Source organism: Coralliovum pocilloporae (genome assembly GCF_030845175.1).
Taxonomy (GTDB): Bacteria; Pseudomonadota; Alphaproteobacteria; order Rhizobiales; family Cohaesibacteraceae; genus Coralliovum; species Coralliovum pocilloporae.
Genome location: NZ_CP132542.1, coordinates 2324472 through 2350714 on the forward strand (window position 1 = coordinate 2324472; position 26243 = coordinate 2350714).

The window sequence follows — 26243 nt, forward strand, 5'->3', positions numbered from 1 at the left end:
CGGATTCCGCAACTCCTGCCTGGGAAAGGGCGTGTCCCGGCGGGAAGTATGGAAAACCGGTCATCTTTCACAAGTGAGAGTCGGTTTCGGAATGGGGGGCGAATCCCCGGATAGATAAGGATTCGTCAGCAAGATCTGTATCAGGTGAGAAATACAGACTTCACCAGTAATGGCGCCGCGTTGATTGGGTCAGGACAGTTTGGATTTTGCTGCGGGGCAAAATCTGTTAAACTTGAGAACGACTGAACCGTCAGGCCAGTATTCGGATCCGGAATTGGAGGAGATCCGCATCCTGAGTGGGATCGTCCGGCAAAGCCCATGTTGTCGGACAAAATGTGTTGCGTAGTCTGATTGGCTTTGGAGGATCTTCTGGCTGATCAGAGACATGCACAGTCGGCATGCGCCGGTTGTGATCCTGTGGCAAATGAGAGAGGTCATATGATTATTTACCCCGATATCGAGCTTCAGAACGGAAAATGCGTCAACCTGCTGCGCGGCCAGATGGACCAGCCGGTTGTTTACGACGTAGATCCGGTCGAAGCAGCTCGCGCGTTCGCAGAGCAGGGGGCCAAACGACTCCATGTGATTGACCTTGACGCAGTGTCAGGGACAGGCAGCAATGCGGACATCATCAAGGAAATCATTCGCGTTGGACCAAACGTCCAGGTCGGCGGTGGCATCAACTCAATGGAGCAGATCCGTGAGTGGATTGACGCCGGTGCAGCCCGTGTCGTGATCGCGACTGCAGCCGTGAAACAGCCGACCCTGGTCAAAGAAGCGGCCCATGCTTATCCGGACCAGATCGTCGTCAGTGTGGACGTCCGCGACAACAAGGTGCTGTGTGCAGGCTGGAAAGAAACATCCAGCTTCTCCCCGGTCGAGTTCATCGAGATCTTCCAGGACGACCCGATGGCAGGCTTTATCCTGACAGATGTGGGCCGTGACATGGATGATCCGGTCGAGAGTTTCGCAATGACCACAGCGGTAGCCAAGGAAGTTCGGGTTCCGATCATCTCCAGCGGCCTGATCTCCAGCATTGATGATGTGTCCATGCTGAAATATCTGCCGAATATCGCTGGAACCATTGTCGGTCGTGCGCTGTTCAACAAGGAATTCACCCTTGAGGAAGCGATCGCGATTGGTGATGCGGTTGATCCGACCGCTCAGTTCGCCTGATATGTCGAGCGTTTCGGTGAACCGGTAACAGGTCACTGACGACTCTGAAGAGAATAAAACCCCCGAGTTATCGGGGGTTTTTTTATCATCTGAGTTAAGTATCAACCAAACGTCTTGATCCAAATCAATGACAGGATTCAAGAACAGTCCAAGATAATATTGCTAGTGCTAGCGTAAAATTGACCCTTCAGGAGAGAGGAAAATTTTATGTTTAGGACAATCCTTGTTCCGGTAGACGTTGAACATAAAGATAAAATGGAGAAAGCACAGCAGGTTGCTGCAGATTTGGCTAGACAATATGGCAGTAAAATCCACATCGTCGGTGTTGCTGCCTTTGCCAGTGGCAAGGACGACTATACTGCTAAACTGGAATATTATGCGGGTGAGCTAGCCGAACGCCATGATATGGAGTTTGTTCCCCATGCCGTGATCTGCCATGACCTTGGTGCCGAGTTGGTCAGGATGTTAAGCGAGCAGGTGGACGAACTTGATGTGGATCTTGTGGTGATGGCATCGCATGCTCCCGGGTTCATGGATCACTTCTTCTCATCTAATGCTAACCTGCTGACGGCTCACATTGACCGATCTGTACTTGTTGTTCGTTGATCAGATCAGGTCTGCTAAGGTCGTTTTTTACACACCGAGCCCCGGAGCCTGCTCCGGGGTTTTTCTTTTGACTACATAACGACTGTAGCCTGTCAGCATCTAAAGAAGATTGTCGCGCCATCTTCGGCTTTAAAGCGCAGGCCCACCCAATTGCCTGACCGGTCATACCAGGCCTCTGTATTGAGCCCGCCACTATACTGATAGCGGGTCGCCTCGATTGGAGGTCCCTTGCGACAGTTCAGTGTCTCGGTTCCGCGTCTGGCTATGGTGACCCGGTTGATGTTGCCTGTCAGCGTGTTGAGCACCTTGTTCTGTTTCAGAACCGCCTTGTTCCAGTGATTGGTTGGGAAAACAGCTCCGTTTGCCCTGTCGTTCTGGCCATTCATCGACCAGCTGAAACTGCCGCCGGATCGCTTGCCGGACAGGTTGCTCTTGTCGCCATTGTCATTGACGCTGACTTTCAGGCTCTGCAGCTGATTGCCGTTCCAGGTCTCGTTGGCCTTGTACCGGAACCGGTAAAGCGGAATGCCGAACAGGCCTGCTTTCAGGGACATGTTTATCGTGACTGATGTGGTCTCGCCACGTTTGGAGATGGTGGTGGCGTGTGTGCCGATTGGCTTGCCGTCGCGCTCGACGGAGAACTGAATGTTCCTGGCATCAGCCATGGTCGACAAGGGTATCAGACCTGTGGCCAATGCCAGAGCTGTCACTGCTGAATGCACCCTCATGTCACCCTCTGGCTTTGTTTTCATCGTCATAAGAGCCTTACGAGCGAGGTGTTCCAGCGGATCAGGGTGAAACTGCTTGAAGTCCACAGGTGAGTGGTTACATTTCCCGCATGACAAAGAACCTGCTTCCCCCTCGCGCTGAAAAGCGCCCTGTCACCGCCACCCATCACGGCATCACAAAAACCGACGATTACGACTGGCTCCGGGCCGGGAACTGGCAGGAGGTTATGCACGACCCATCCGCTCTTCCCGCAGATATCCGCGCCTATCTTGAGGCAGAGAACGCCTATACCGAAGAGCAGATGGCCGATACGGACGCGCTTCAGGAGCAACTCTTCAAGGAGATGAAGGGCCGAATCAAGGAAGATGATTCAAGTGTTCCGGCACCGGATGGCCCTTATGATTACGCCTCACGCTTTGTTGAAGGCGGGCAGTATCCGATTGCGTATCGCATCGTGCGTGACACCGGTGAGGAGGCCGTGCTTCTTGATGGCAACAGGGAAGCGGAAGGCGTTGATTATTTCCGCCTTGCTGCTCTCTCTCACAGCCCGGATCATGCCTTTATGGCCTGGTCTGTTGATGACAAGGGATCAGAATATTTCACCATCCGTATTCGGGATATCGAAACGGGGCAGGATCTGGACGATGTCATTGAACGGACCACCGGCGGCATGGTCTGGTCGGCGGACAGCCAAACCCTGTTCTACACATGGCAGGACGATAATCATCGCCCCTGCAAGGTCTACAGGCACCGGCTCGGCACTGCGTCATCAGAAGATGTTCTGATCTATGAGGAGCAGGACCCGGGCTTCTTTGTCGGTCTCGGAAAGACCCAGTCCGGTGCATACATCATGATTGACTGCCATGATCATGATACATCGGAAGTCCATCTGATCCCTGCTGATAAACCTGATACTGCGCCGGTTCTGATGGCAGAGCGGGTAAGGGAGCAGGAATATGCCGTGGACCATGCTGGAGATACATTCTTCATCCTGACCAATCGGGACGGCGCGGAAGATTTCAAGCTGATGACAGCGCCTGCAGAGGCTCCGGGGCGGGAGAACTGGCAGGATCTTGTTCCACATCAGTCCGGGTGTCTGATTCTCAGCCATTGCAGCTATCGCAATCACCTGGTGCGACTGGAGCGGCAGGACGGTCTGCCCCGCATCGTGATCCGTCGCCTCAGCGATGGCGAGGAGCATGCGGTCAGTTTTGACGAGGAAGCCTACGGTCTTGGCATGTCATCCGGCTATGAGTTCGATACCACGAGCTTCCGGTTCACTTACTCATCCATGACCACGCCTGCGCAGACATTCGATTATGACATGGAAAGCCGGGCCCGGGTTTTGAGGAAACAGCAGGAGATCCCGAGCGGGCACAATCCCGATGACTATGTGACCCGGCGGCTGATGGCTCCGTCTCATGATGGCGAACTGGTGCCGGTGACGCTGTTGTACCGCAAGGATACAAAGCTTGATGGAACGGCTCCCTGCCTGCTCTATGGGTACGGGTCCTATGGTATCGCTATCCCGGCCGGTTTCAGCATCACGCCGCTGTCGCTGGTGGACCGCGGATTTGTCTATGCCATCGCCCATATTCGCGGTGGCAAGGAGAAGGGTTTCCGCTGGTATCTGGATGGTCGGAAAGACAGGAAGATCAACACGTTCCTTGATTTCATCGCCGCCGGTGATCATCTGGTGTCGGAAGGTTTCACCTCCAGAGGCCGGATTGTTGCCGAGGGCGGGTCTGCTGGTGGCATGCTGATGGGGGCGGTTGCCAATATGAGGCCGGATCTGTTTTCCGGCATTCTGGCGCTGGTGCCCTTTGTTGATGTACTCAACACCATTCTCGATGACACTTTGCCTCTCACACCGCCGGAATGGCCGGAATGGGGTAATCCGATTACGTCCCCGGATGATTATCGGTATATCGCGTCCTACAGCCCCTATGATCAGGTTTCGGCCCAGGACTATCCGGCAATCTTTGCCATTGGCGGGCTCACTGATCCGCGCGTGACCTATTGGGAACCGGCAAAATGGGTGGCCAGGCTGCGGGACACGAGAACGGATGACAATCTGCTGCTGCTGAAGATCAATATGGGGTCAGGCCATGGTGGTGCCTCGGGTCGGTTTGACCGTCTGAAGGAAACCGCGCTCGAATATGCCTTCGCGCTGAAAGTTTCGGGCTGAGAGTACAACTCCGAAAAGCGCGTGCGGTTTTCACGGTGAAAGAGCACGCTCCAGAAAGACCCGGAGAACATCCGGGTCAATCGGCTTGTGCATAAGGCTGATGTCTTCCCGGCTGCAAAGCTCATGCAGCCTGCCGTCGCGATTGGCCGTGATGAGACAGGCCGGAATCCTGCCATGGCGGTTGCGGAGATCCCTGATAGCGTCTGTGCCAAGCGCTGCATCATCCAGCTGGTAATCGGCAATGATGACATCCGGGGCGATGTCCACTTCCTTCAGCACTTCCTCCGCTTCGGCCTGGCTGGCACAGGGCAGCACATCCAGCCCCCAGTTCTCCATGGTGATGGTAAGGGCGGAGCGGAGCTCTTCATCATTCTCGATCAGAACGGCAATGTGATGGTCAAGCGGGATGGCGTTCAGCACCCTGAATTCTGCCGGTTTCAGGGTCTGGTCAGCACTTGAGCGCGGCAGTTCCACACTGAAGCACGTGCCGCGCCCTACATGGGAGGTCAATTGCAGAGGCTGGTTCAGAAGGCGGCAGGCTCTGTCGACAATGGCCAGGCCGAGCCCCATGCCTTCTGACGGACTGGCTGACGCATTCAGCCGGTGAAACTCATCAAAGACCTTATCCTGCTGATCTTCCGGTATGCCGGGGCCGGTATCCCAGACCTCGAGGCGGACGGTGGATTTCCGATGCCGGACGCCAATCAGCACCTTGCCATGTTCCGTATAGCGAATGGCGTTCGAGGCGAGGTTCTGCAGGATCCGCCGCAGATAGGAGGCATCGCTGTCCACCAGAGCCCGGCAGGGGACCACCCGAAATTCAAGGCCGCTCTGGCGAGCCAATGGTTCCAGCTCATCGTGGATCTGCGCCAGCATGTCATTGAGATTGATTGTTGAGATATCAACAGAGGCCAGGCCTGAATCGAGCTTGGAGATATCAAGAAGAGCGCTCAGGATGCTTTCCACACTCACCAGCGCGTTGCCAGCCTTTGACAGGCGCTCCTTCAGGTCCGGGCTTTCCAGATCGGTCTCAAGGGAAGCCACATAGAGTTTGGCTGCGGAAAGGGGCTGCAACAGGTCGTGACTGGCTGCAGCCACAAATCGTGATTTTGATGCGTTGGCCCGCTCCGCCTCAGACAGGGCATCCTCAAGATCCAGCGTCCGCTCGGCAACCCGCTGTTCCAGCATTTCATTCACCTGACTGATGGCGCGAACCGCAGCCCGTTCGGCAGACACATCGGTGAAACTGATCACAAAACCCTTGTCTGGCATCTGCTGGGCGAAGACGGCCAGAGTGCGATCCCGATCTATCCCGATTTCAAAAGAAAGCGGTGCACGTGCCGTCTTGCGGGAGACCCAGTGCTGGATCGTGTCCTGATCGGCCCTGTCGAGAAACCGTACCTGCCTGCGGATCTGGTCATAGAGAGAAGAGAAATGCGTGCCGATCTGAAGGCGATGGGCCGGGATGGAGAGCAGTTCTCCGACACGGCGGTTACGACCCACAAGGCGGTTCTGGTCATCAAAGATACAGACACCCTGATTGAGATGTTCAAGCGTGGCCTTGATCAGCTGCGCCTGATCGTCCAGCAGCCGGTCACGTTCCTGGCGCTCCAGCCGCATCATGTCGGTGATGTCGGTCTGCAGGATAACCGTGCCGCCATCAGTGGTCCGGTGTTCACTGACCTGAAGCCATCGTGTCCCCGCCATCCGGACATTGAAGACCGCATGCTTGTCCTTGTGCCGTGCCAGGCGATAGGCCTCCCAGCCGGCCGAGGTTTCTCCTTCAGGCAGAGCCAGATAGGGACTGTTGGCGACCAGATGAACATAATGTTCAAATCTGAGACCCGGCTTGAACAGGTGGTGGATGTCGATCATATGCTGGCCGAACCGGCTGTTGCTCATCACCAGCTCGTCTTCGGCGTTGAACAGGGCAAAGCCTTCTTCGACCGTCTCAATAGCATTGGCCAGATTGGCCCGGGCCAGTTCTGTTTCGGCATTGGCATGGGCAAGCTTGGCATTGGATTCGTTGAGAAGGTCCAGTGCCCGTTCCAGCTCCCGGGTTCTCAGTCGCACCTCATCCTCGAGCAGTACAGCACGCTGAAACTGGGTATAGGCCGCACCGGATGCTTCCGTGCTCTGCTCCACCCGCCGCATCAGGGTTTCGGTGATCTTGAGCAGCTTTTCGTTCTGACGTTCCAGAGAATCCTGTGGATCAATCAGGTCGCGGGACATACCAAAGGCGCTCCATTCATCAGTCTGTGGCCTGACTGTCCTCGGGGGGATAGATGGCCACCCCGGTCAGCGTCTGGTTTACATGCATGGAATTGACCTGCTCGCCATAGGTTGAAAAGCCGACAACCCGGTTTTTTGCCAGAATGCTGGAGATATCACCGGTCATCTGCTTCTGCTGGGCTTCAAGCCGTCTGAGAATGCAATCGCAGGCCAACACCATTTCCGGGGCATCCGTCTCTGACAGTTTCGCCATCTCATCCTTGAGGTGATCGACCATGTTCTTCGGCTCGGCCAGGGTCAGCACCACACCCTCATCAATGGCTGAGAAGAAAACCAGATCGCCATTATCTGCCACCTGCTGAATGGCGCGCACATGATGCTGGTCACCAATCCGCACCACAACGGGATGGGCGGCAAAGGTGAAGGCGGTCAGTTGTTCGGGGTCTTTCCCAAGCACACGGGCATATTCCCGTGCAGCCGGTTCCGCATTGATTTCATGAACAATCCGGCGGGCCGGGTCCGCACCTGTCACCACCATGCGGGTGTCGGCGGGAACCAGATGGTCAGTCTTGAAGACACGAATGGGGCAGCGGCTGCGCACCTGCACCAGAACCGCTGCATTGGAACGGGCCTCGCCCCCGTGCAGGACGTAGGTGTCGGAGAAATCGGTTCCATCTCCGGCAGAGCCGCCAAAGAAAGGCACAGGCCCGAAACCCACGGATAATTGCGAGATCAACGTGTCTTCCCGCGTTGACAGACCATCAATCATCAGAAAGGTGAAGTCGGAGATCCAGTCCGGTTTTTCATTGCCCAGATCGTTCCGGTTGCGGATCATCTGTTCTATCAGGTCATGGGAGTCAAAGGCGTTCAGATCATCAATCAGAAGTGTCCGGGTCTGGAAATGAGCCTCTGGAAACCCGACCGCAACAATCCGGCCCTCCGTATAGCCGATATCAGAAATCTCGCCTGCAGTCGTGCAGCCGACAACCTCGGCTGGAGCGAACAGGGTCTGTGCCTCTTCAACCACACGCTTGATATCAGACTGCGGCGACAGAAACAGCACCACAAGTGACAGATCGCCCGGATGCAAAGCCTCAGCAAGCTGCATGACAGCACCATCGACCTCGCAATCAACGCAAGCGGAGCGCACAACGTCGGCGGCTCCGTTCATCAATCCGGACGGACCTCCGGCATGGCCCATCCATAATCCTCCCTGTTATTCAGGCAGATAGTCTATGACGTGATAGAACCTGTGTCATCTGATCTATTCGGTCCTGATCATAGGCAGAAAGAATGACCCGGCCAGGTCCTCAGGACGACGAACCCCACGTCTATCCTCAACGTCTACCCGATGCCTCGCCTATGTCTGGGCAGGTGGCGAGCCTTCATGCATGATATTGGCAAAGCTTGCCTGCTTGGCGATGAGTGCTGCCTGGGTGCGGCTTTGTACACCGAGTTTGCGCATGATCGCCGTCACATGGGCTTTGACTGTGGTCTCCACAATGGACAGATCATAGGCGATCTGCTTGTTGAGCTTGCCTTCGCAGATCAGTTGCAGAATACGGGCCTGCTGGTTGGTAAGCGATGCCAGGCGCTCCATCACATCATCCCTGTCGGTGATGTCTGCCTCTTCCAGCAGGACATAACCAGCCGGAATGTAGACCTCTCCCTGCTGTAAGGTGCGGACAGCATTGTGGAAGACCTCACGCTGGCTGTGCTTGGGGATGAAGCCGGAGGCTCCGGCCCTGACCACTGAGCTGATAATGCGGTTGTCAGCCATGGAAGACACGACGATGATCGGGCTCTGGATTGCATTGCGAAGCCGCAGGAGACCATCCAGTCCGTTCACATCCGGCAGGTTGAGATCCAACACCACCAGGTCGATCTGAACATTGGTGCCGATCAGGTCGAGCGCTTCCTGAAGAGTAGGAGCGGTATGCATGCTTTTGATGGACGAGACCGCCTGCAGGGTCATGGATAGCGCATCACAGAAGAGCGGGTGATCATCCACGATCAGGGCTGATCGAAATTCGTTTGGTTCCGGTGTGTCTGTCAGTACGGCCATGGTGACCTCTATTCGAATTCATCTTCAAAAGCGTAACAGACCAGAGAGAAAGCACGAAATACGGCCAAGGTCTTATACCCGAAAGGGGCTATGCGCACCAAGGCGCGCATAGCCTGTCCTGTTGCCGGTTCAGTTGGCGCCTGCCAGTTCTTTCGGCAGCTTGAAGGTCCAGAGCAGGCCGCCCTGATTGAGATAGTTCACCTTCTTGGCCACTTCACCGCCCCAGAGCGGCACAGCACCACCCCAGCCGGAGATGACAGAGACATATTGCTCGCCGTCCTGTTCCCAGGTGACAGGCTGGCCGACGATGCCGGAACCGGTCTGGAAGGACCAGAGTTTCTCACCGGTTTCATCATCAAAGGCGATGAACTCACCCTCAGGTGTTCCGGTGAAGACAAGGCCGCCTGCCGTGGTCATCACGCCAGCCCAGAGCGGGGCATCATTCTTGTATTCCCACTTGATAGCGCCGGTATCGGGGTCAATGGCCTTCAGGCTGCCAATATGGTCTTCATAGTTCGGCTTGATGGTAAAGCCGGCACCCAGATAGGCTGCACCCTTCTTATAGGTGATCGGCTCGTTCCAGATATCCATGCCCCATTCATTCGACGGCACATAGAAATTGCCGGTTTTCTGCGAGAATGACATCGGCATCCAGTTCTTGCCACCAAGGAAGGACGGTGAAGCAAAGATCACCTTGCCCTTCTTGCCATCCGCTGCATCTGCCGGATTACCCGGACGGTTATCCTCGACAAAGATCGGACGACCGGTCTCGTCAATGCCACTGGCCCAGGAGATGTCCTTGACGAATGGTGTGGCGGAAACGAAGGCACCGTCTTCCCGGTTCAGCACATAGAAATAGCCGTTCCGGTCTGCAGTGGCATAGCGCTTGTTGCCGGAGCGATCCGTGTAAGCCACCACTTCGTTGACGCCGTCATAATCCCAGCCCTCACGCGGAGTGGTCTGGAAATGCCATTTGATTTCGCCGGTCTTGGGGTCAATACCCAGGCGGCTGGCGGCATAGAGGTTGTCGCCCTTGTTGCCCTCTGTCGGTGTGCCTGCATTGCGCAGATGACTGTTCCACGGGGCAGGGTTGCCTGCGCCGAAAACCAGCGTGTCCGTGTCAATGTCATAGGAGCCGCCAAGCCACGTGGCACCACCGCCGGTTTTCCAAAGATCCCCGGGCCAGGTCGCGTTCAGCGTTCCGGTCATGGTGGATTCCTTGCCGTTCAGCGTACCCATGTGACCCTCGATCACCGGGCGCGTCCAGACAAGTTCTCCGGTCTCTGCATTGCGCGCCTGTACCTCGCCGACAATGCCGAATTCCCCTCCCGAGTTGCCGGTAATCACCAGACCGTCAACAATCAGCGGAGCCGCTGTATAGGAGTAGCCAGCCTTGTAATTGGCGATTTTCTTGCGCCATTTCACATCGCCGGTTTTCAGGTCCAGAGCAACGATGCGGGCATCCAGCGTGCCGAAATAGAAATTGTCGCCATAAATGGCACCGCCTCGGTTGACCACGTCACAGCAGGGCAGGATTCCTTCCGGCAGGCGGGCGTCATACTGCCAGATCTCCTTGCCGGTTTTCACATCGATTGCGTAAACCCGGCTATAGGAGCCGGTGATATACATGATGCCGTCATAGATCAGCGGTTGGGTTTCCTGTCCGCGCTGCTTCTCGCCTCCCAGACTGAAAGCCCAGGCGGGAACAAGCTTGCTGACATTTTCCTTGTTCAGTGTGTCCAGCGGGCTGTAGCGCTGCAAGTGCCGTCCCATGCCGTTGGTGACGATCTGGCTGGTGGCTGACTGGTCTTTCTTCAGGTCATCTTCCGTGACGCCTGCATGGCTGGTGCCAGCCTGCAAAACGCCCGCGACGACCGCAATCATTAAGCGGTTCATAGGGATCCTCCCGACATCTCCTCGTAAGCGAATCCGGCCCCTCTCCCAAGGGCATCCGGCTCCGCATATTATTGAAGAGCGCAGGGCGGCAGGGTATTGCACCAAGGTCGTAAAGCTGAAAATCGGCAGAATTGCTAGCTTTTCCAGGTCTTCCAACCGGAGGGGAGAGGGTGGAAATAATGAGAACAAGAACTCTTTTGTCTGGCCTCATGGGGGTGATGATACAGCCTGTTCTGGCCGCACCGCTTGAGGGTGAAAAACGGGTTCTGCTGAGAGATGAAGCAGGCCAGACCCATCAGATAGGCTCGGTGCGGTTTGAGGCCGGAGCAGATGGCAGTCGCTATCACTTCACACTCAATGATGCTGTCTTCAAGGATCACTTCCTCTCCATGCGGCCGTTCAAGTGTCTGGAGGGTAAGGACAAACACTGGTGCTATGTTCCTTATCCCTACAACAATCGACATACGGTTTCTGATCGTGACCTGACGGATCTCGAATATGATCTGCTGTTTGTCTGGAAAGGAGCGACAGACTACGGCATCAACATGTGGAACGGGATTTACTACAGACTTGCTGTGGAGGACGGGCGGCTGAAAGGGACGCTCCACGAGATGGATATGGATAGGCTCTCGGCACCACCCGAAGACGACGATTTTCGTCCGCTCGAGGACAAACACCTGCATGAAGCCGATCCGGACAGCCATTGGCTGCCCTTTCTCATCATCGAGTAGAGACTAAAGCATCATTCCGGCCGGATCACCCTAGGTCGGCATTGTCCGTCTTGTCAGCCTGAGACGTACGGCCCTGACAGCGTTCCGGGAAAGCGGGAACCGGGCCATCAGAACCAGAATACCCAGTTTGATGATGATTGGCCCGAAGGCGTAGAGTGTTGCCAGCGCCATAAGCGTATCGGTGCTGTTGTCGGTCTCTGTTTCAAAACCAAGACCGGCAAGAAGTGGCAGACTGATCCCGGCCGCCAACGCCAGTGCCAGCTTTGACAGCAGCATCCACCCCGCATAAAGGCGTCCGCGGCGCGCGCGCTTTGTCTTGTAGTGATCCCAGTCGGTCACATCGGCAAAGAGAGAGGCGGGCAAGGCCAAGTCCGCACCAAGGCAGAGCCCTGTAATCAGGCAGACGATGCCGAATTCCACAATGGCGCGTTCGCCCAGAAACGGCACCACGCTGAAGGTGACAGAGACAATCAGGATCGAGACAAGCCAGAGGCGGGTTTTCTCGAACAGGCGATTGAGGCGCAGCCAAAGCGGCAGGCCAAAGACGGCGGAGGCAAAATAGATGAAGATAAGCAGGCTCTTCTCCTGCTCATCCGCCTTGAGATAATCGGTCAGATAGAAGGGAAACAGAACCGTGCCGATCCCGTTGGCAAGGCTGTTGAGAAACCAGGCAACCAGAATGATGGTGACGGGACGGCTCAGGTTCAGTTTGAAGGACAGCGAGATTCCGGTTTGTTCGTGAGGCGCCATCCGGGTGAGTGGCATCCGCTGTGGTTCTCTCAGAAAGGCCAGCAAAGCCGTAATGGAAACCGCGCCGACAGTGAGCGTGATCAGGGCGATCAGCAGAAAGTGATCCTCAGCCGGAATGGATATCTGAAGAAACAGAACCGGCAACAGGCTGGCAAGTGTAATGCCTGCGACTACGGCTCCTTCGCGCGCTCCGGCCAGGCGGGTGCGCTCCACAGGCGCTGTGCTCAGTTCGGCACCAAGGGCGTTATAGGGGATGGTGAACAGGGTCCATCCCGCGTAAAGCAGACAGAGTAGGGCGACCAGTTCCACCAGTGTTGTGTCGGGGCTGGGAAGCGCCAGCAGCACAAGACCCGGACCACAGAGCAGAGCACCCAGCAACATCCATGGCTTGCGGGTGCCCCAACGGGTTGGAAAGCGGTCCATCAGCCATCCCGCCAGCGGGTCGGTGATCATATCGAACAGCCGCGCAATCAGAAGAGCAATGCCGACACCAGCCAGCCCGATGGCCGTCTGGCTGGCATAGAATTGCGGCAGCAGCACCAGAATAGGCAAGGTAGGAAGGGCGGTTGCCAGACCCGGGAAAGCATAGAGCAGCAATGTCCGGCGGGAGACCGGTTCTGTCATTCTGGTCTGGAGTGAAGGCACGTCTGGAACTCCCGCAAAGCAAAGAATGGTCTTTCATACGATGCAGGATGCTGTTTCGCTCACTTGCCAAACAGAAAGGCCGGAGCTTATGCCCCGGCCTGTGCTTCTAGGTGTTTCTGTCTTTATCAGAAACAGCTTTCGATCAGAGCCCGTGTGTTGTCTTCAGTCATCTCTATAGGATTGCCACCGGTGCTCGGGTCAATCAGGGCACCTTTGACCAGGCGGTCGATATCCGGATTGGTAATGCCCATCTCGGTCAGATTGGCCGGAATGCCCAGAGCTGTGTTCAGCTCACCCACATAGGCATAAAAGCCCTCATAGCCTCCCTCAATGCCGAGATAGTTGGCGGCATGGAGCAGTCGGTCTTCAATAGCCGGGCGGTTGAACGTCAGAACCTGCTGCATCACAGCCGCATTGGTGGTGCCGTGATGGGTGTGATAGATGGCACCCACCGGGTGAGAAACCGCATGAATGGCCCCAAGGCCCTTCTGGAAGGCGGTGGCACCCATGGCTGCGGCACTCATCATATGAGCACGTGCCTCGAGATTGCTTCCGTTCTGATAGGCGGTGAGCAGGTTCTCTTTCACCAGCCGCATGCCTTCAAGGGCGATGCCTTGCGACATGGGGTGATAGTGCGGAGAGCAGAACGCTTCGAGACAGTGAGCGAATGCATCCATGCCGGTGCCTGCGGTGATGAACGGCGGCATGCCTACGGTCAGTTCCGGATCGCAGATAACAACAGCTGGCAGCATTTTCGGATGGAAGATGATTTTCTTCTCTTCCGTCACCGAATTGGTGATAACGCCGGCACGTCCCACTTCAGAGCCGGTGCCTGCGGTGGTAGGAACCGCCACAATCGGATCAATCCCGTCCGGGTCAGCCCGTGTCCACCAGTCACCGATATCCTCAAAGTCCCATAGCGGGCGTGTCTGACGCGCCATAAACGCGAGGGTCTTGCCCAGATCAAGACCGGAACCGCCACCAAAGGCAACAACCCCGTCATGACCGCCGTCACGATAGACCTTGAGGCCCGCATCAACATTCTTCTCATTCGGGTTCGGGTCCACATCGGAAAAGATGGCGCGTCCCAGACCAGCTGCCTCAAGAAGGCTGAGCGTCTTCTCGGTAATGTCGAGACTGGCGAGGCCTTTATCGGTCACAAGAAGCGGCTTTGTCATGCCGGACGCCTTGCAGGCTTCGGCAATCTCGGAAATCCGCCCGGCACCAAAACGGACAGCGGTCGGATAGGACCAGTTAGCGGTAAGTGTCATCGGATCAGGCTTTCTTCAGATGATAGGATTTTGGTCGTGTCAGGGCCTGGAAGCCAAGGACGGACAGGCCAGCGCCCCGGCCCGTATCCTTGCAACCGGTCCAGCAGAGGGCCGGGTCAAGATAATCACAGCGGTTCATGAACACAGTACCGGTTTCAAGCTGGTCGCCAATCGCTTCAGCCCGTGCCGCATCTTTTGTCCAGAGAGAAACGGTGAGGCCGAACTGGCAATCGTTCATCAGCGCGATTGCTTCCTCGTCCGAGCTGACCTTCATGATGCCGACAACAGGACCGAACGATTCATCCCGCATGATGCGCATGTCATGGGTCACATCGGTCAGGATCTGCGGCGTCAGATAAACCCCGGCATCGTCTTCCGGGAAGGTGTCGATATGGGTTTTTGCGCCATCGGCCAGCGCTTCCGCAATCTGCTCACGCACTTCTCTGGCAAACCGCACATTGGCCATCGGGCCGATGGTGGTGTCTTGGTCAAGCGGATTGCCCAGCTTGTAGGTTTTGACCAGCGCAACGGCTTTTTCGACAAAGGCGTCATACAGACTGTCATGCACATAAATCCGTTCAATACCGCAGCAGCACTGACCGGAATTGAACATGGCACCGTCGATCAATGTATCAACCGCCGCATCCAGATCGGCGTCTTCCATCACATAGCCGGGATCCTTGCCGCCAAGCTCGGTCGCAACGGTCGCGAATGTCCCTGCCGCCGCCCGTTCCATGGCCTTGCCGCCACCCACAGAGCCGGTGAAATTGACAAAATTAAAGGCACCGGATGCGATCAGGTCAGATGTGGTGTCATGGTCGAGGAAAACATTTTGGAACACATCGTCCGGTACACCTGCGGCGGTAAAGGCTTCCACCAGCCGTTCACCCACAAGCAGGGTCTGGGTCGCGTGCTTGATGATAACGGTATTGCCTGCAATCAGCGCCGGAGCGACGGTATTAATCGCGGTCATGTAAGGATAGTTCCACGGCGCTACCACCAGAACCACGCCCTGCGGCTCGCGTTTGATCTGGCGAACGAAAGCGTCACTGTCTTCCACAACAAGCGGGGCCAGAGCCTCTTCAGCAATGGAAGCCATATAGGTGGCACGCTCGTTGAAGCCGCCAAATTCACCGCCATAGCGGACCGGGCGTCCCATCTGGTGGGCCAGTTCTTCGGCCATTCTGCCGGTATCTTCGCCGATTTTGGCAACACCGGCCTGAACAAGCGCGATCCGCTCGGCAAGTGGCCGGGCCGCCCAGGCTTTCTGTGCCGCACGGGCTTTGCTCACCACGGCATCGGCGTCAGCACGGCTGAGTGTCTGCCGTGTGGCATAGACGGAATAGTCAATCGGTGAAACACATTCCAGGGTTTTGGTCATCTGTCTTTAAGCCCTTTCAAAGCCGCGGGCGACTTCCCAGTCGGTGACCACGCGGTCGAACTCTTCCTGCTCCCATTCCGCCGCGCGGACATAATGGGCAACAACATCTTCTCCGAATGCCTCTTTCAGCATGTCGGACTGTCTCAAGGTTTCTGTGGCAGCGCGCAAGGAGGAGGGGATTTCCCGTGCCTTGTCTGCGTCATAAACATCACCACGGGTCGGCGGTGGAAGCTCCAGCTTGTCTTCAATCCCTTTAATTCCGGCGGCCAGCTGCGCGGCCTGCGCCAGATAGGGATTGATGTCCGAACCGCCGATGCGGCACTCAATCCGGACACCTTTTGTACCATCACCACAGAGACGGAAACCGGCGGTCCGGTTATCCACCGACCAGACGGTCTTGGTTGGCGCAAAGGTGCCTTTGGAGAAGCGCTTGTAGGAATTCACATATGGCGCGAGGAACACCGTGTAGTCCGGCGCATATTCAATAAGCCCGGCCACGTAATGCTTCATCAGTTCGGACATGCCGAATTCAGCGTCCGCATCATAGAAGGCCGGTTTGCCATCGTCCGTCCAGAGAGACTGGTGCACGTGAGAAGAAGACCCGACCTTCTCGTGATGCCACTTCGGCAGGAAGGTTGCCGCATGGCCATGCTGCCAGGCAATTTCCTTGGTGGCATGCTTTGCAATGGTGTGGTGATCGGCACAGGCCATGGCCTCCGCATAGCGGATGTTCAGCTCTTCCTGACCGGTCTCGGCCTCACCCTTGGTGTTTTCAACCGGAATACCGGCAGCCACCAGGTGATTGCGCAAGGGGCGCATGATGCCTTCTTCCTTGGTGGTCTGGAAGATGTGGTAATCTTCATTATAACCGCTGATCGGCTGAAGATCGCGGAAGCCGGACCGGCGGATATCATCAAAGCTCTTCTCAAAGAGGAAAAATTCCAGCTCGGTGGCCATCATCGCATTGAGCCCGAGTGCCTTCAGGCGCTGGATCTGCTTGCGCAGGATGGCGCGTGGCGTATGGGTGATATCCTCATGGGTATGATGATCGAGAATGTCACAGAGCACCATGGCCGTGCCCTCAAGCCAGGGCATCAGGCGGATGGTGGAGAGATCGGGCTTCATGACATAATCGCCATAGCCTTTCTCCCAGCTTGTGGAGGCATAGCCGTCCGGTGTCGCCATTTCGAGATCGGTCGCAAGCAGATAGTTGCAGCAATGGGTTTCTTCAAAGGAATGATCAATGAAGTTCTGCGCATGAAATCGCTTGCCCATCAGGCGGCCTTGCATGTCCACAAAGCAGACCAGAACCGTATCAATGGACCCGTCTCTTACGCGGGTTTTCAGATCGTCGAATGACAGGATACCGGACATAGGCATTTCTCCGAAAGTAAGCATGAAAACGAGGCGCTGGGTGCCAGCGCCCCGCGAGTGGTCAATCAGCCTCAGCCGTAACGATAAGGCCGTCCGGCCTTCTGCATATCCGCGTTGTACTTGCGGAAGATGTCGACGATCTTGGCCTTGGTCTCGGATTCAGCTGCGATTTCGTCCCAGAACTTGACCGCGGCATTTTCCACCTGTGCCCATTCCTCATCCGGAATGGTGGTCAGCTTCATCTTGGTGCCGTTCACACGCAGATTGGCTTCACCGCCCCAGTACCACCACTGACGATAATAGTGGCTCTGTTCGAAGCAGACTTTCATCAGCTCTCTCAGATGCTCTGGCAGCTCGTTCCAGCGGTCCATATTGGCAAAGAACGATCCGATCCAGGCGCCGGAAATGTTGTTTGTGAGGAAGTAGTTGGTCACGTCCGCCCAACCCACTGTGTAATCCTCGGTGATACCGGACCAGGCAATGCCGTCAAGCTCGCCCGTCTGAACGGCAACTTCGATGTCTTCCCATGGCAGGGTTACCGGGACCACGCCGAACTGGCTGAGGAAGCGACCAGCCGTCGGGAAGGTAAAGACCCGCTTGCCCTTCAGGTCAGCCAGAGAGTTGATCGGATCCTTTGTGGCAAAGTGGCAGGGATCCCAGGCACCGGCGGAGATGTGCTTGACGCCGACAGCCTCATATTCCTTTTCCCAGATTTCCTTCAGGCCATACTGGTTGAACAGCACCGGCACATCGAGAGAATAGCGGCTGCCGAACGGGAAGTAGCCGCCAAAGGTGGTGACTTCTGTCGGAGACGCCATGGAATCGTCATCGGACTGAACGGCATCGATGGTACCGCGCTGCATGGCCCGGAACAGCTCACCGGTCGGAACCAGCTGATCGGCGAAGTAAAGCTCGATTTCCATCTGGTCGCCGGCAATCTTGTTAAAGCTGTCGATCGCAGGCTTGACCACATGTTCAGCCAGGGCAGCACCGGCATAGGTCTGCAGACGCCACTTGATCTTGGACTGGGCGATGGCCGGAGTGGCCAGTGCCGCTGCAGGAGCCGCGATTGCGGCGCCTTTTATAAAACTACGTCTTGTCGTCATCGTCACTCTCCCATTTTATCACATTGACAGGTCCGGCGAGATTGCCGGATCTCCTCCCGATAGCGTTACTTTCCGTAGATATATTCCGGCAGCCAGAGGGCTATCTGCGGAAAGGTCATGATCAGCGCCAGAGCGAGTACCATCACCACAACAAAAGGCAGGATGGACGCGTAGATGTCTTTCAATCCGATTTCGGGTGGCGCCATGGCCCGCATCAGAAACAGGTTATAGCCGAAGGGCGGGGTCATATAGGCGATCTGAGTGGTGATGGTGTAGAGCACCCCGTACCAGATCAGATCGAAGCCCAGCAGTTTGACCAGCGGCACATAGAGTGGCGCCACAATCACCAGCATGGCCGTGTCATCCAGGAACGTGCCCATCAGGATGAAGGACAGCTGCATCAGGATGAGGATCATCCAGGGATCAAGACCAAGCTGCTCGGTAAAAAGGTTATCGATGGCGCGCACCGCACCAAGTCCGTCAAACACCGCACCAAAGCCGAGGGCAGCCAGAATGATCCACATGAACATGCAGGAGATGGCAAGGGTCTGGCGGACGGATGTTTCAAACACTTTCCGCGTCATCCGGCCCTTGACGATGGCCGCGACCAGGGCCGCCAGTGCCCCGATTGCGGAGCTTTCAACAAGAGATGTCCAGCCATTGACGAACGGCACCATCATGGTGGCAAAGATGACCACTGGCAGAAGCCCCGCGCCAAGCAGGCGGATTTTCTCCTCCATCGGCACCTGACGTTCCTCTTTCGGCAGCACAGGGCCAAGGTTCGGCTGAAGCTTACAGCGGACATAGATGTAGATGACGAACATCGCCGCCATCATCAGGCCGGGGACCACACCAGCCAGCCACAATTGTCCCACGGGCTGGCGGGCGATCATCGCGTAAAGCACCAGAACCACCGATGGCGGCACCAGAATGCCGAGAGATGACCCCGCCTGAATAACGCCTGTGACCATGCGTTTGTCATAACCGCGGCGGAGCAGTTCCGGCAGGGCGATGGTCGCGCCAATTGCCATCCCGGCAACCGACAGGCCATTCATGGCTGAAATCAGCACCATCAGCCCGATTGTACCAATCGCAAGCCCTCCATGAACCGGACCCATCCACACATGGAACATCTTGTAGAGATCATCGGCCAGCTTTGATTCCGACAGCACATAGCCCATGAAAATGAACATTGGCAGGGTCAGAAGCGGATACCATTTCATCAGCTTCATGGCCGCGGAAAACGGGATATCTGATCCGCCTGTGCCCCACAGCATGATGGCGAAAATAGCCCCGATGGCACCAATAGCGCCGAACACGCGTTGGCCGGTGAACAGCATCAGCATCATGGTGGCGAACATGAACAGGGCAATCATTTCATGGGACATTAGAGGCTGACTCCCCGGATTTTGGCCACATCCTTGATCAGTTCGGAGATCGCCTGAAGCAGCATCATGAAGACGCCAGCGCACATGATAAGTTTGATGGGCCAGAGATAGGGTCGCCAGGCCGTGGGGCTGCGCTCAAGCCGCCCCACATCTTCATAGCCGGTGATGAGGCCGAGGAAGAAGCTGTAGGTATCGCCCTTGAAATGCCCGAGTGAATAGGCAAGCGATGTCAGTCCGCCATGCAGCAGAACACCCAGATAAAACATGAGGAAGAAGACGGTGAACGCATCAATCTGGGCTTTCCGCGTATCCGACCATTCGCCATAGAAAAGGTCCATCCGCACATTAGCCCCGAGCTGCATCGCATAGGGTCCACCCAGCATGTAATAACTGACCATGGCAAACTGGGCGATTTCCAGTGTCCAGAGAGACGGTTCAAAGAACGTCTTTGAGACCGAGGACCAGAGCAGGATACCGATCATCAGGAAAATACCATAGATGACAAAGCGGCCAGTTCTGTAATTGACTGCGTCTACTGTGCGGACAAAGCGGGAGAGAAACGCCTTCATGCAGATTTCTCCCCGCCATTGGTCTCTATGCCAAGCTGGTCAAGGGCCGGTATCAGCATTCGGTGGAGGCAGTCAGCCATGGCAGCACAGTCCCCTGGTGTCGTGATCAGGTCATTGCGAACCTCAATCATGACATTGGGAATGCCGTTGGCAAGCCCGTGCTCCTTGAGCGTGTGGGTGACACCGGATAGAGGGCCGTAAGGATCGTTTCGTCTGACTTCGAGGTCGGTGTGTGCACTGGCATCATCAAGCATCAGGTCCGCCAGACGGCTGTCGTCATCGTGGAGAATGCCAAGTTGCACAGCACGCTGCTGCCCGTGATAGATCGGCGTGAAGCTGTGAATGGTGACAAGCGCACCAGCCCGTTTCGCGGCTTCAGACAGGCAGGCTTCAAAGGGGCGGTAGACCGAGGCGACACGTCGGGCTTTGTCTTCTTCTGTCAGGTTCTGATTGCCCGGAACATCGAAGATCTCGCTGCGTGCTGGCATCGCGTCATGGGCTTCAGGTGGCCGGTTACAGTCATAGACCAACCGTGAGACTTCACCGCGCACATAGGTGGAATCCATCAGCCGGGAGAGCTCTGCAGCCACGGCATCCGCACCCGGATCCCAGGCAATGTGGCTCTGTCTAACATCATCGGTCAGGCCAAGCCCTGAAAATGATTCGGGAATTGCGTTTGAAGCATGCTCGCAGACGATCAGCACGGGGCTTGTGCCTCCCCCGTTGATCAGGCTGACTGCTGAAAGGTCAGCTCCCTGCTGGTCCGCCGCAGCAAACACCATTCCGTTTCTCCCTGTTGTTTTGTATAATTTGTTTCAGAAACAATTTTCTTGTCAATTATTTTTCTTTTAGTTGACGTGCAGGTGCTCCTGAAACAACCGGCGCGAACGAAAAAAGCCCGCAGGCGGAACCTGCGGGCCTTGATAATAATCAGTTGAAACAGCTTGTATTTTCCATGAACGCCAAATGATGGCGTGCCCGGTTGCTGCGGTGTTATGGCTTCAGCAGAATTTTTCCGTGATGCTGGGCCTGCTCCATCATCTTGTGGGAGGCAACGGCTTCATCAAAGCTGAAGATGGTATGTGTCATAGGCTTCAATTGGCCTGTCTGGAAGGATGACCAGACCCGATCGCGCAGATCGGCTGCAACTCGGGATTTGAAGGCTTCCGGCCGCGATCTCAAGGTCGAGCCGGTAAAGGTCAGGCGTTTCAGCATGATCGGCATCAGGTCGATTTCCATCCGTGATCCCTTATTGAAAGCCAGCTGGACAATCCGGGCGTCGGGGGCGGAGGCCTTGATGTTGCGGGCCACATAATCGCCGCCAATCGTATCGAGAATCAGATTGGCACCGCCCATGTCACGAGCAACGGCCACGAAATCCTCGTCCTGATAGTTGATGGCCCGGTCAGCGCCGATATCCGTGCAGAATGCGATACTTGCGTCATCTGCACAGGTTGTGAGAACGGACATACCGTTCAGCTTGCCAAGCTGGATGGCGGTCGAACCGATGCCACCCGCGCCGCCATGGGCCAGAAGCAGCGCATTGGCAGCAGGGGTGTGATCAAGAAAGAGATTGCTCCACACCGTGAAATAGGTCTCCGGCAGACCGGCTGCGTCGACCGGATCCACGCCCTCGGGAATGGGGAGGCAATGGGCGCCGTGCACGGTTACATATTCTGCGTAACCACCGCCATTGGTGAGCGCACAGACCAGATCACCGGTGGACCAGTCCGCTACATCCGCACCCACAGCGACGATCTCACCTGAGACCTCAAGCCCGAGCAGATCAGATGCGCCCTTTGGTGGCGGATAGTGTCCGCGGCGTTGCACCAGATCCGGGCCGTTCACACCGGCTGCAATCACCTTGATCAGAACTTCATCAGAGGCTGGCTGGGGTATGGGGCGTGTGCCTGTCTCAAGGACATCAGCTTTGCCCGGCTCACGCATTTCGATGGTGCGAATACTCTCTGGAAGCATGCGAATGACCTCCCTGATCATCTTGCAGACTGCCACCATGGTTTTGGCACCTGCTTGCTATGTTCGTCATATCGGATTCCTGGAAAGGCAGACGGAATCACGGGTGCAGAATGTGCAGATTGATGCCTGAATTTGTGAAAAGACGACAGCAAAATGTGGAATCCGGTGTCAATCCTGCAATCATTTCTGATGGTTTTCGATAGTGTGAAAATAAATTTAGCCGCTTGCCATTAAATTGGAAGCCGTAATTTGTGAAGGCAACTACGATGCGTATTCTCATTCTGGGGGCGTCCTATGGCTCCCTGCTCTCTACGAAACTGCTGCTGGCCGGGCATGATGTCACCCTGGTCTGCCGTGAGCAGACAGCAGAACTGATCAATGCGGAAGGAACCATTGTCCGCCTGCAGCTGCGCGGTGAAGCCGACCATCGCGAAATCAGTTCGAACGGGTTGCCGGGGCGGGTTGATGCCAAAACACCGGAGCAGTCGAGACCCGAGGAGTATGACCTCATCGCTCTGGCCATGCAGGAGCCGCAATATGGGTCAGCGTCTGTGAAGGACCTGATGCAGCGCATAGCGGCGAGCCGCAAGCCGTGCCTTTCCATCATGAACATGCCGCCACTGCCTTATCTGCGCCGGGTTGAGGCGCTGAAGGATGCGGACCTGGCTGACTGCTTTGCTGATGTTTCCGTCTGGGATGGTTTCGAGCCTGGTCTCGTCAGCCTGTGCAGTCCGGACCCGCAGGCTTTCCGCCCGCCGGAAGAAAAGGCCAATGTGCTGCATGTAGGGCTGCCGACCAATTTCAAAGCATCGGAGTTTGAAGATCCTGCTCATAATGACATGTTGCGCCAGCTTGAAGCTGATATCGCAGCTGTCACTCTGGACGGCAAGGATGTGCCGGTGAAGCTGAGGGTTCACGCCTCTCTCTTCGTCCCTATGGCCAAGTGGAGCATGCTGCTGACCGGGAATTATCGCTGCGTTACGAGGGATGGGGTTATTCCGATCCGGGAGGCAGTTCATGGTAATATCGAACAGTCCCGCGCAATCTACGAATGGGTTGATGAACTGGCCCGGTCTCTTGGAGCGGACCCGGAAGATCAGGTGCCGTTCGAGAAATACGCTAAAGCTGCGGAAAGCCTGCTGAAGCCGTCCTCGGCCGCTCGTGCAATTGCTGCGGGTACACCAAGGATCGAGCGCGTGGAACGCCTGGTCCAGCGTGTGGGTGAAAAGCTGGGCCTGTCACTTGATGCGCTTGACGAAACCGTGGCGATTGTCGACGGTCGCCTTGAGGAAAACCGGGCAAACAGCGCCACCGGATAAACAGGTCGTATGGAGATTCAAAGGCCGCGGGTAGGGAAACCACCTGCGGCCTTTGCTTTTGAGCGGAGCCTCAGCCCACAGAACCCTCACTTGAAATGCTGATTTTCTGCGCTTCTCAAGGGATTTCTCTTGTGAGGTATCAGTGGATTTCTTGACTCGGTTAAAAATAAAATATAAAGAATTTGGTGTGTGGTATACCAGAGTTGGGTCTGAAATTTCTATTCGGGATATCCCGGAACAGGCTCTGAAGGGCGGGTGCAACACAGAAGACCACGGGTCGGAACAGGCCCAAAGACTATCAAGAGGACTTTCATTTGCTGCTCAGTGACAAACTGTCTCCGATCGCATCCAGCTTCACGCTGAAAGATCACACCTATGATGTTCTGCGGGATGCGATACTGGACATCAATATCTACGATGCTGACGCTGATCTTCGACTGGATGAGCGCAAACTGGCTGAGCAGCTTGGTATTTCACGAACCCCCATTCGCGAGGCTTTGGCTCGACTGGCCCATGAGGGGCTGGTTGATATCGTGCCACGTCGCGGCGTGTTCGTAACCCGCAAAAGCATCAAGGAAATCCTTGAAATGGTCATCACCTGGGCAGCGCTTGAAAGCATGGCTGCCCGGATGGCGACAAGTGTGGCAACGGATGATGAGCTCCGCGAGCTCAGGCAGTTTGCCATGTCCCATTCCATGGACGCATTGCGGGCCAATATCGAGGAATATTCCGAAGCCAATATCAAATTCCACCAGCAGATCCTGCAGCTTTCCGGCTGTGCTCTGCTGAAGGAGACGGCCGATCAGCTTTTCCAGCACATGCATGCAGTGCGCAAGCGCACCATGGGTGAGGGAAACCGGGTTGAGCGGTCGGTTGTTGATCATGTTGAAATTCTTGATGCGCTGGAGGCAAGGGACGCAGATCTCGCCAGCCGTCTCGTGCGTGAGCACACAATGAAGCTCCATGACCACATTCGTGAGACATGGCAGAGGCTGGATGGGGTGTAATCCAGCCACTCAGAAGACCAACAGATGGGAAAGACTGAGGGAAACTGATGAGTACCGAAAGCACGGCAGCGGTGACTGAACAGGTTGAGGTTATTCAGGAGGAGCAGGAGCTTACCGACGGGTTTCATCTGGTTATTGATGCATTGAAGCTGAATGGCATCAATACAATTTACGGGGTGCCCGGCATCCCCATTACAGATCTTGGCCGAATGGCACAGGCAGCAGGCATGCGGGTTCTGTCATTCCGGCATGAGCAGCATGCAGGAAATGCTGCAGCGATCGCAGGATATCTCACCAAGAAGCCGGGTATCTGTCTGACAGTGTCAGCGCCCGGCTTTTTGAATGGCCTGACGGCACTGGCCCACGCCACCACCAATTGCTGGCCAATGATCCTGATAAGCGGTTCTTCCGAGCGTGAAATCGTCGACCTGCAGAAGGGTGACTATGAGGAGATGGATCAGCTCGCCATCGCCAAACCGCTTTGCAAGGCTGCTTACAGAGTGCTGCATGCGGAAGATATCGGCATCGGCATGGCGCGAGCCATTCGTGCGGCTCTTTCAGGACGGCCAGGTGGTGTCTATCTGGACCTGCCCGCAAGCCTGCTTGGCCAGGTGATGACGGCTGAAGAAGGGGCGAAGTCCCTGATTGAAGTGGTTGATCCGGCCCCGGCGCAAGTGCCCGGCGCAGATGCGATTGACCGCGCATTGGATGTTCTGAAACAGGCTGAACGCCCGCTGATTATCCTGGGTAAGGGTGCGGCTTATGCCCAGGCTGACGAGGCCATCCGGGCCTTTGTCGAGAAAAGCGGTGCACCCTATATCGCCATGTCCATGGCCAAGGGGCTGCTGCCTGATGATCATCCCCAATATGCCGGTGCGGCGCGATCTCTTGTGCTCAAGGAATCCGATTGTGTCATGCTGATAGGAGCAAGGCTCAACTGGCTCCTGTCCCATGGCAAGGGCAAGCAATGGGGCGCACCGGGGTCGAAAAAGTTCATTCATATCGACATTGATCCAAAGGAGATGGACAGCAACCAGCCCATCGCCGCGCCCCTTGTCGGTGATATTGAATCCTGCGTCACAGCCCTGACGGCGGCCATGGGTGAAAGCTGGGTCAAGCCATCATCCGGCTGGCTGGATATGGTTCGCGCCAAGGTTCAGACCAATATGGATCGCATGGCACCGAAGCTGCAGAACAACAATGTACCGATGGATTATCACGGGGCGTTGGGTGCACTCAGAACTGTTATCAAACAGCGCCCGGAAACCATTCTGGTCAACGAGGGGGCGAACACACTCGATTTCGCCCGCAGCATCATTGACATCTATCGCCCGCGCAAGCGTCTCGATGTTGGAACCTGGGGCGTGATGGGCATCGGAATGGGAACCGCCATTGCTGCCGCTGTTGAAACCGGCTGTCCGGTTCTGGCGGTAGAAGGAGACAGTGCCTTTGGGTTCTCCGGCATGGAAGTTGAGACTATCTGCCGCTACAATCTGCCTGTCTGTGTGGTTGTCTTCAACAATAACGGCATCTATCGGGGAACGGATGTGAACCCGACGGGCCATTCTGATCCGGCCCCGACAGTCTTTGTAGAAGACTCCCGCTATGACCTGATGATGCAGGCCTTTGGTGGTGTCGGCGTGACGGCAACCTCACCCGATGACCTGAGCCGGGCCGTCAATGACGCGCTTTCCTCAGGCCGGCCAACATTGATCAATGCAGTGATTGATCCGCAGGCCGGAACGGAAAGCGGCCGGATCGGGAACCTTAATCCGCAGAGTGTCGTGTCGAAGAAATAGAAAAGGCACGCTGATTTTTTGATGAACAGGGAAG

At 56.2% G+C, this 26243-nt stretch carries 21 protein-coding genes; 7 read left to right on the forward strand and 14 right to left on the reverse strand.

The window, feature by feature from the left end:
* Positions 1 to 438 precede the first annotated feature (438 nt).
* Both RA157_RS10760 and RA157_RS10765 read left to right on the forward strand, forming a co-directional pair.
* The gene (locus RA157_RS10760) at positions 439 to 1176 is read left to right on the forward strand and encodes a 1-(5-phosphoribosyl)-5-[(5-phosphoribosylamino)methylideneamino]imidazole-4-carboxamide isomerase (protein ID WP_350333124.1); all 738 of its coding nucleotides are present in this window, start codon (positions 439 to 441) and stop codon (positions 1174 to 1176) included.
* A 207-nt stretch (positions 1177 to 1383) separates the two neighbouring features.
* Positions 1384 to 1782, forward strand: coding sequence for a universal stress protein (locus RA157_RS10765; RefSeq protein ID WP_350333125.1), 399 nt, complete (start codon positions 1384 to 1386; stop codon positions 1780 to 1782).
* Positions 1783 to 1874: 92 nt separating this feature from the next.
* Here RA157_RS10765 and RA157_RS10770 read toward each other — a convergent pair whose 3' ends face one another.
* Positions 1875 to 2540 (reverse strand): DUF6134 family protein, encoded by a 666-nt coding sequence (locus tag RA157_RS10770; RefSeq protein WP_350333126.1) that lies wholly within the window; start codon positions 2538 to 2540, stop codon positions 1875 to 1877.
* Between the two features lie 80 nt (positions 2541 to 2620).
* Here RA157_RS10770 and RA157_RS10775 point away from each other — a divergent pair, with 80 nt between their 5' ends.
* Positions 2621 to 4699 carry a S9 family peptidase gene (locus RA157_RS10775; protein WP_350336192.1) on the forward strand — a complete coding sequence of 693 codons (2079 nt, stop codon included), beginning with the start codon at positions 2621 to 2623 and terminating at the stop codon, positions 4697 to 4699.
* 30 nt (positions 4700 to 4729) lie between these two features.
* On the opposite strand, the gene RA157_RS10780 is transcribed toward RA157_RS10775, so the two are convergent.
* The 4 genes from RA157_RS10780 to RA157_RS10795 form a co-directional block, all read right to left on the reverse strand.
* A complete protein-coding gene (locus RA157_RS10780; protein ID WP_350333127.1) occupies positions 4730 to 6931 on the reverse strand; it encodes a hybrid sensor histidine kinase/response regulator in 2202 nt (733 codons plus the stop codon).
* Positions 6932 to 6950: 19 nt separating this feature from the next.
* Positions 6951 to 8132 (reverse strand): FIST N-terminal domain-containing protein, encoded by a 1182-nt coding sequence (locus tag RA157_RS10785; RefSeq protein WP_350333128.1) that lies wholly within the window; start codon positions 8130 to 8132, stop codon positions 6951 to 6953.
* Between the two features lie 159 nt (positions 8133 to 8291).
* Complete coding sequence (locus RA157_RS10790; protein ID WP_350333129.1) at positions 8292 to 8996, reverse strand: response regulator; 705 nt, start codon at positions 8994 to 8996, stop codon at positions 8292 to 8294.
* Positions 8997 to 9125: 129 nt separating this feature from the next.
* Positions 9126 to 10892 carry a PQQ-dependent methanol/ethanol family dehydrogenase gene (locus RA157_RS10795; protein ID WP_350333130.1) on the reverse strand — a complete coding sequence of 589 codons (1767 nt, stop codon included), beginning with the start codon at positions 10890 to 10892 and terminating at the stop codon, positions 9126 to 9128.
* A 218-nt stretch (positions 10893 to 11110) separates the two neighbouring features.
* Between RA157_RS10795 and RA157_RS10800 the strand changes: the two genes are divergently transcribed.
* On the forward strand, positions 11111 to 11623 hold the full coding sequence (locus tag RA157_RS10800; RefSeq protein ID WP_350333131.1) for a hypothetical protein: 513 nt from the start codon (positions 11111 to 11113) through the stop codon (positions 11621 to 11623).
* A 30-nt stretch (positions 11624 to 11653) separates the two neighbouring features.
* Here the strand turns inward: RA157_RS10800 and RA157_RS10805 are convergent, their stop codons facing one another.
* The 9 genes from RA157_RS10805 to RA157_RS10845 all read right to left on the reverse strand — a co-directional run bounded on the left by RA157_RS10805 (position 11654) and on the right by RA157_RS10845 (position 22084).
* A complete protein-coding gene (locus tag RA157_RS10805; protein WP_350333132.1) occupies positions 11654 to 13018 on the reverse strand; it encodes an MFS transporter in 1365 nt (454 codons plus the stop codon).
* A gap of 125 nt (positions 13019 to 13143) precedes the next feature.
* Positions 13144 to 14289 (reverse strand): iron-containing alcohol dehydrogenase, encoded by a 1146-nt coding sequence (locus RA157_RS10810; protein ID WP_350333133.1) that lies wholly within the window; start codon positions 14287 to 14289, stop codon positions 13144 to 13146.
* A gap of 4 nt (positions 14290 to 14293) precedes the next feature.
* Positions 14294 to 15670, reverse strand: coding sequence for an aldehyde dehydrogenase family protein (locus RA157_RS10815; protein ID WP_350333134.1), 1377 nt, complete (start codon positions 15668 to 15670; stop codon positions 14294 to 14296).
* A gap of 6 nt (positions 15671 to 15676) precedes the next feature.
* A complete protein-coding gene (locus tag RA157_RS10820; protein WP_350333135.1) occupies positions 15677 to 17044 on the reverse strand; it encodes a glutamine synthetase family protein in 1368 nt (455 codons plus the stop codon).
* Positions 17045 to 17115: 71 nt separating this feature from the next.
* Positions 17116 to 18150: a TRAP transporter substrate-binding protein gene (locus RA157_RS10825; RefSeq protein WP_350333136.1), complete on the reverse strand. Its 1035-nt coding sequence runs from the start codon at positions 18148 to 18150 to the stop codon at positions 17116 to 17118.
* A gap of 65 nt (positions 18151 to 18215) precedes the next feature.
* Positions 18216 to 19538: a TRAP transporter large permease gene (locus tag RA157_RS10830; RefSeq protein WP_350333137.1), complete on the reverse strand. Its 1323-nt coding sequence runs from the start codon at positions 19536 to 19538 to the stop codon at positions 18216 to 18218.
* Positions 19538 to 20107, reverse strand: a complete 570-nt coding sequence (locus RA157_RS10835; protein ID WP_350333138.1) for a TRAP transporter small permease subunit — start codon at positions 20105 to 20107, stop codon at positions 19538 to 19540. The genes RA157_RS10830 and RA157_RS10835 overlap by 1 nt, the downstream gene beginning before the upstream one ends.
* Complete coding sequence (locus RA157_RS10840; RefSeq protein WP_350333139.1) at positions 20104 to 20889, reverse strand: N-formylglutamate amidohydrolase; 786 nt, start codon at positions 20887 to 20889, stop codon at positions 20104 to 20106. The genes RA157_RS10835 and RA157_RS10840 overlap by 4 nt, the downstream gene beginning before the upstream one ends.
* A 211-nt stretch (positions 20890 to 21100) precedes the next feature.
* Positions 21101 to 22084 (reverse strand): NAD(P)H-quinone oxidoreductase, encoded by a 984-nt coding sequence (locus tag RA157_RS10845; protein ID WP_350333140.1) that lies wholly within the window; start codon positions 22082 to 22084, stop codon positions 21101 to 21103.
* A gap of 266 nt (positions 22085 to 22350) precedes the next feature.
* Between RA157_RS10845 and RA157_RS10850 the strand changes: the two genes are divergently transcribed.
* From RA157_RS10850 to oxc, 3 genes are all read left to right on the forward strand, one after another.
* Positions 22351 to 23403, forward strand: coding sequence for a ketopantoate reductase family protein (locus RA157_RS10850; protein ID WP_350333141.1), 1053 nt, complete (start codon positions 22351 to 22353; stop codon positions 23401 to 23403).
* 314 nt (positions 23404 to 23717) lie between these two features.
* On the forward strand, positions 23718 to 24410 hold the full coding sequence (locus RA157_RS10855; RefSeq protein ID WP_350333142.1) for a GntR family transcriptional regulator: 693 nt from the start codon (positions 23718 to 23720) through the stop codon (positions 24408 to 24410).
* Between the two features lie 47 nt (positions 24411 to 24457).
* Positions 24458 to 26209: an oxalyl-CoA decarboxylase gene (gene oxc, locus RA157_RS10860; RefSeq protein WP_350333143.1), complete on the forward strand. Its 1752-nt coding sequence runs from the start codon at positions 24458 to 24460 to the stop codon at positions 26207 to 26209.
* Positions 26210 to 26243: the final 34 nt, after the last annotated feature.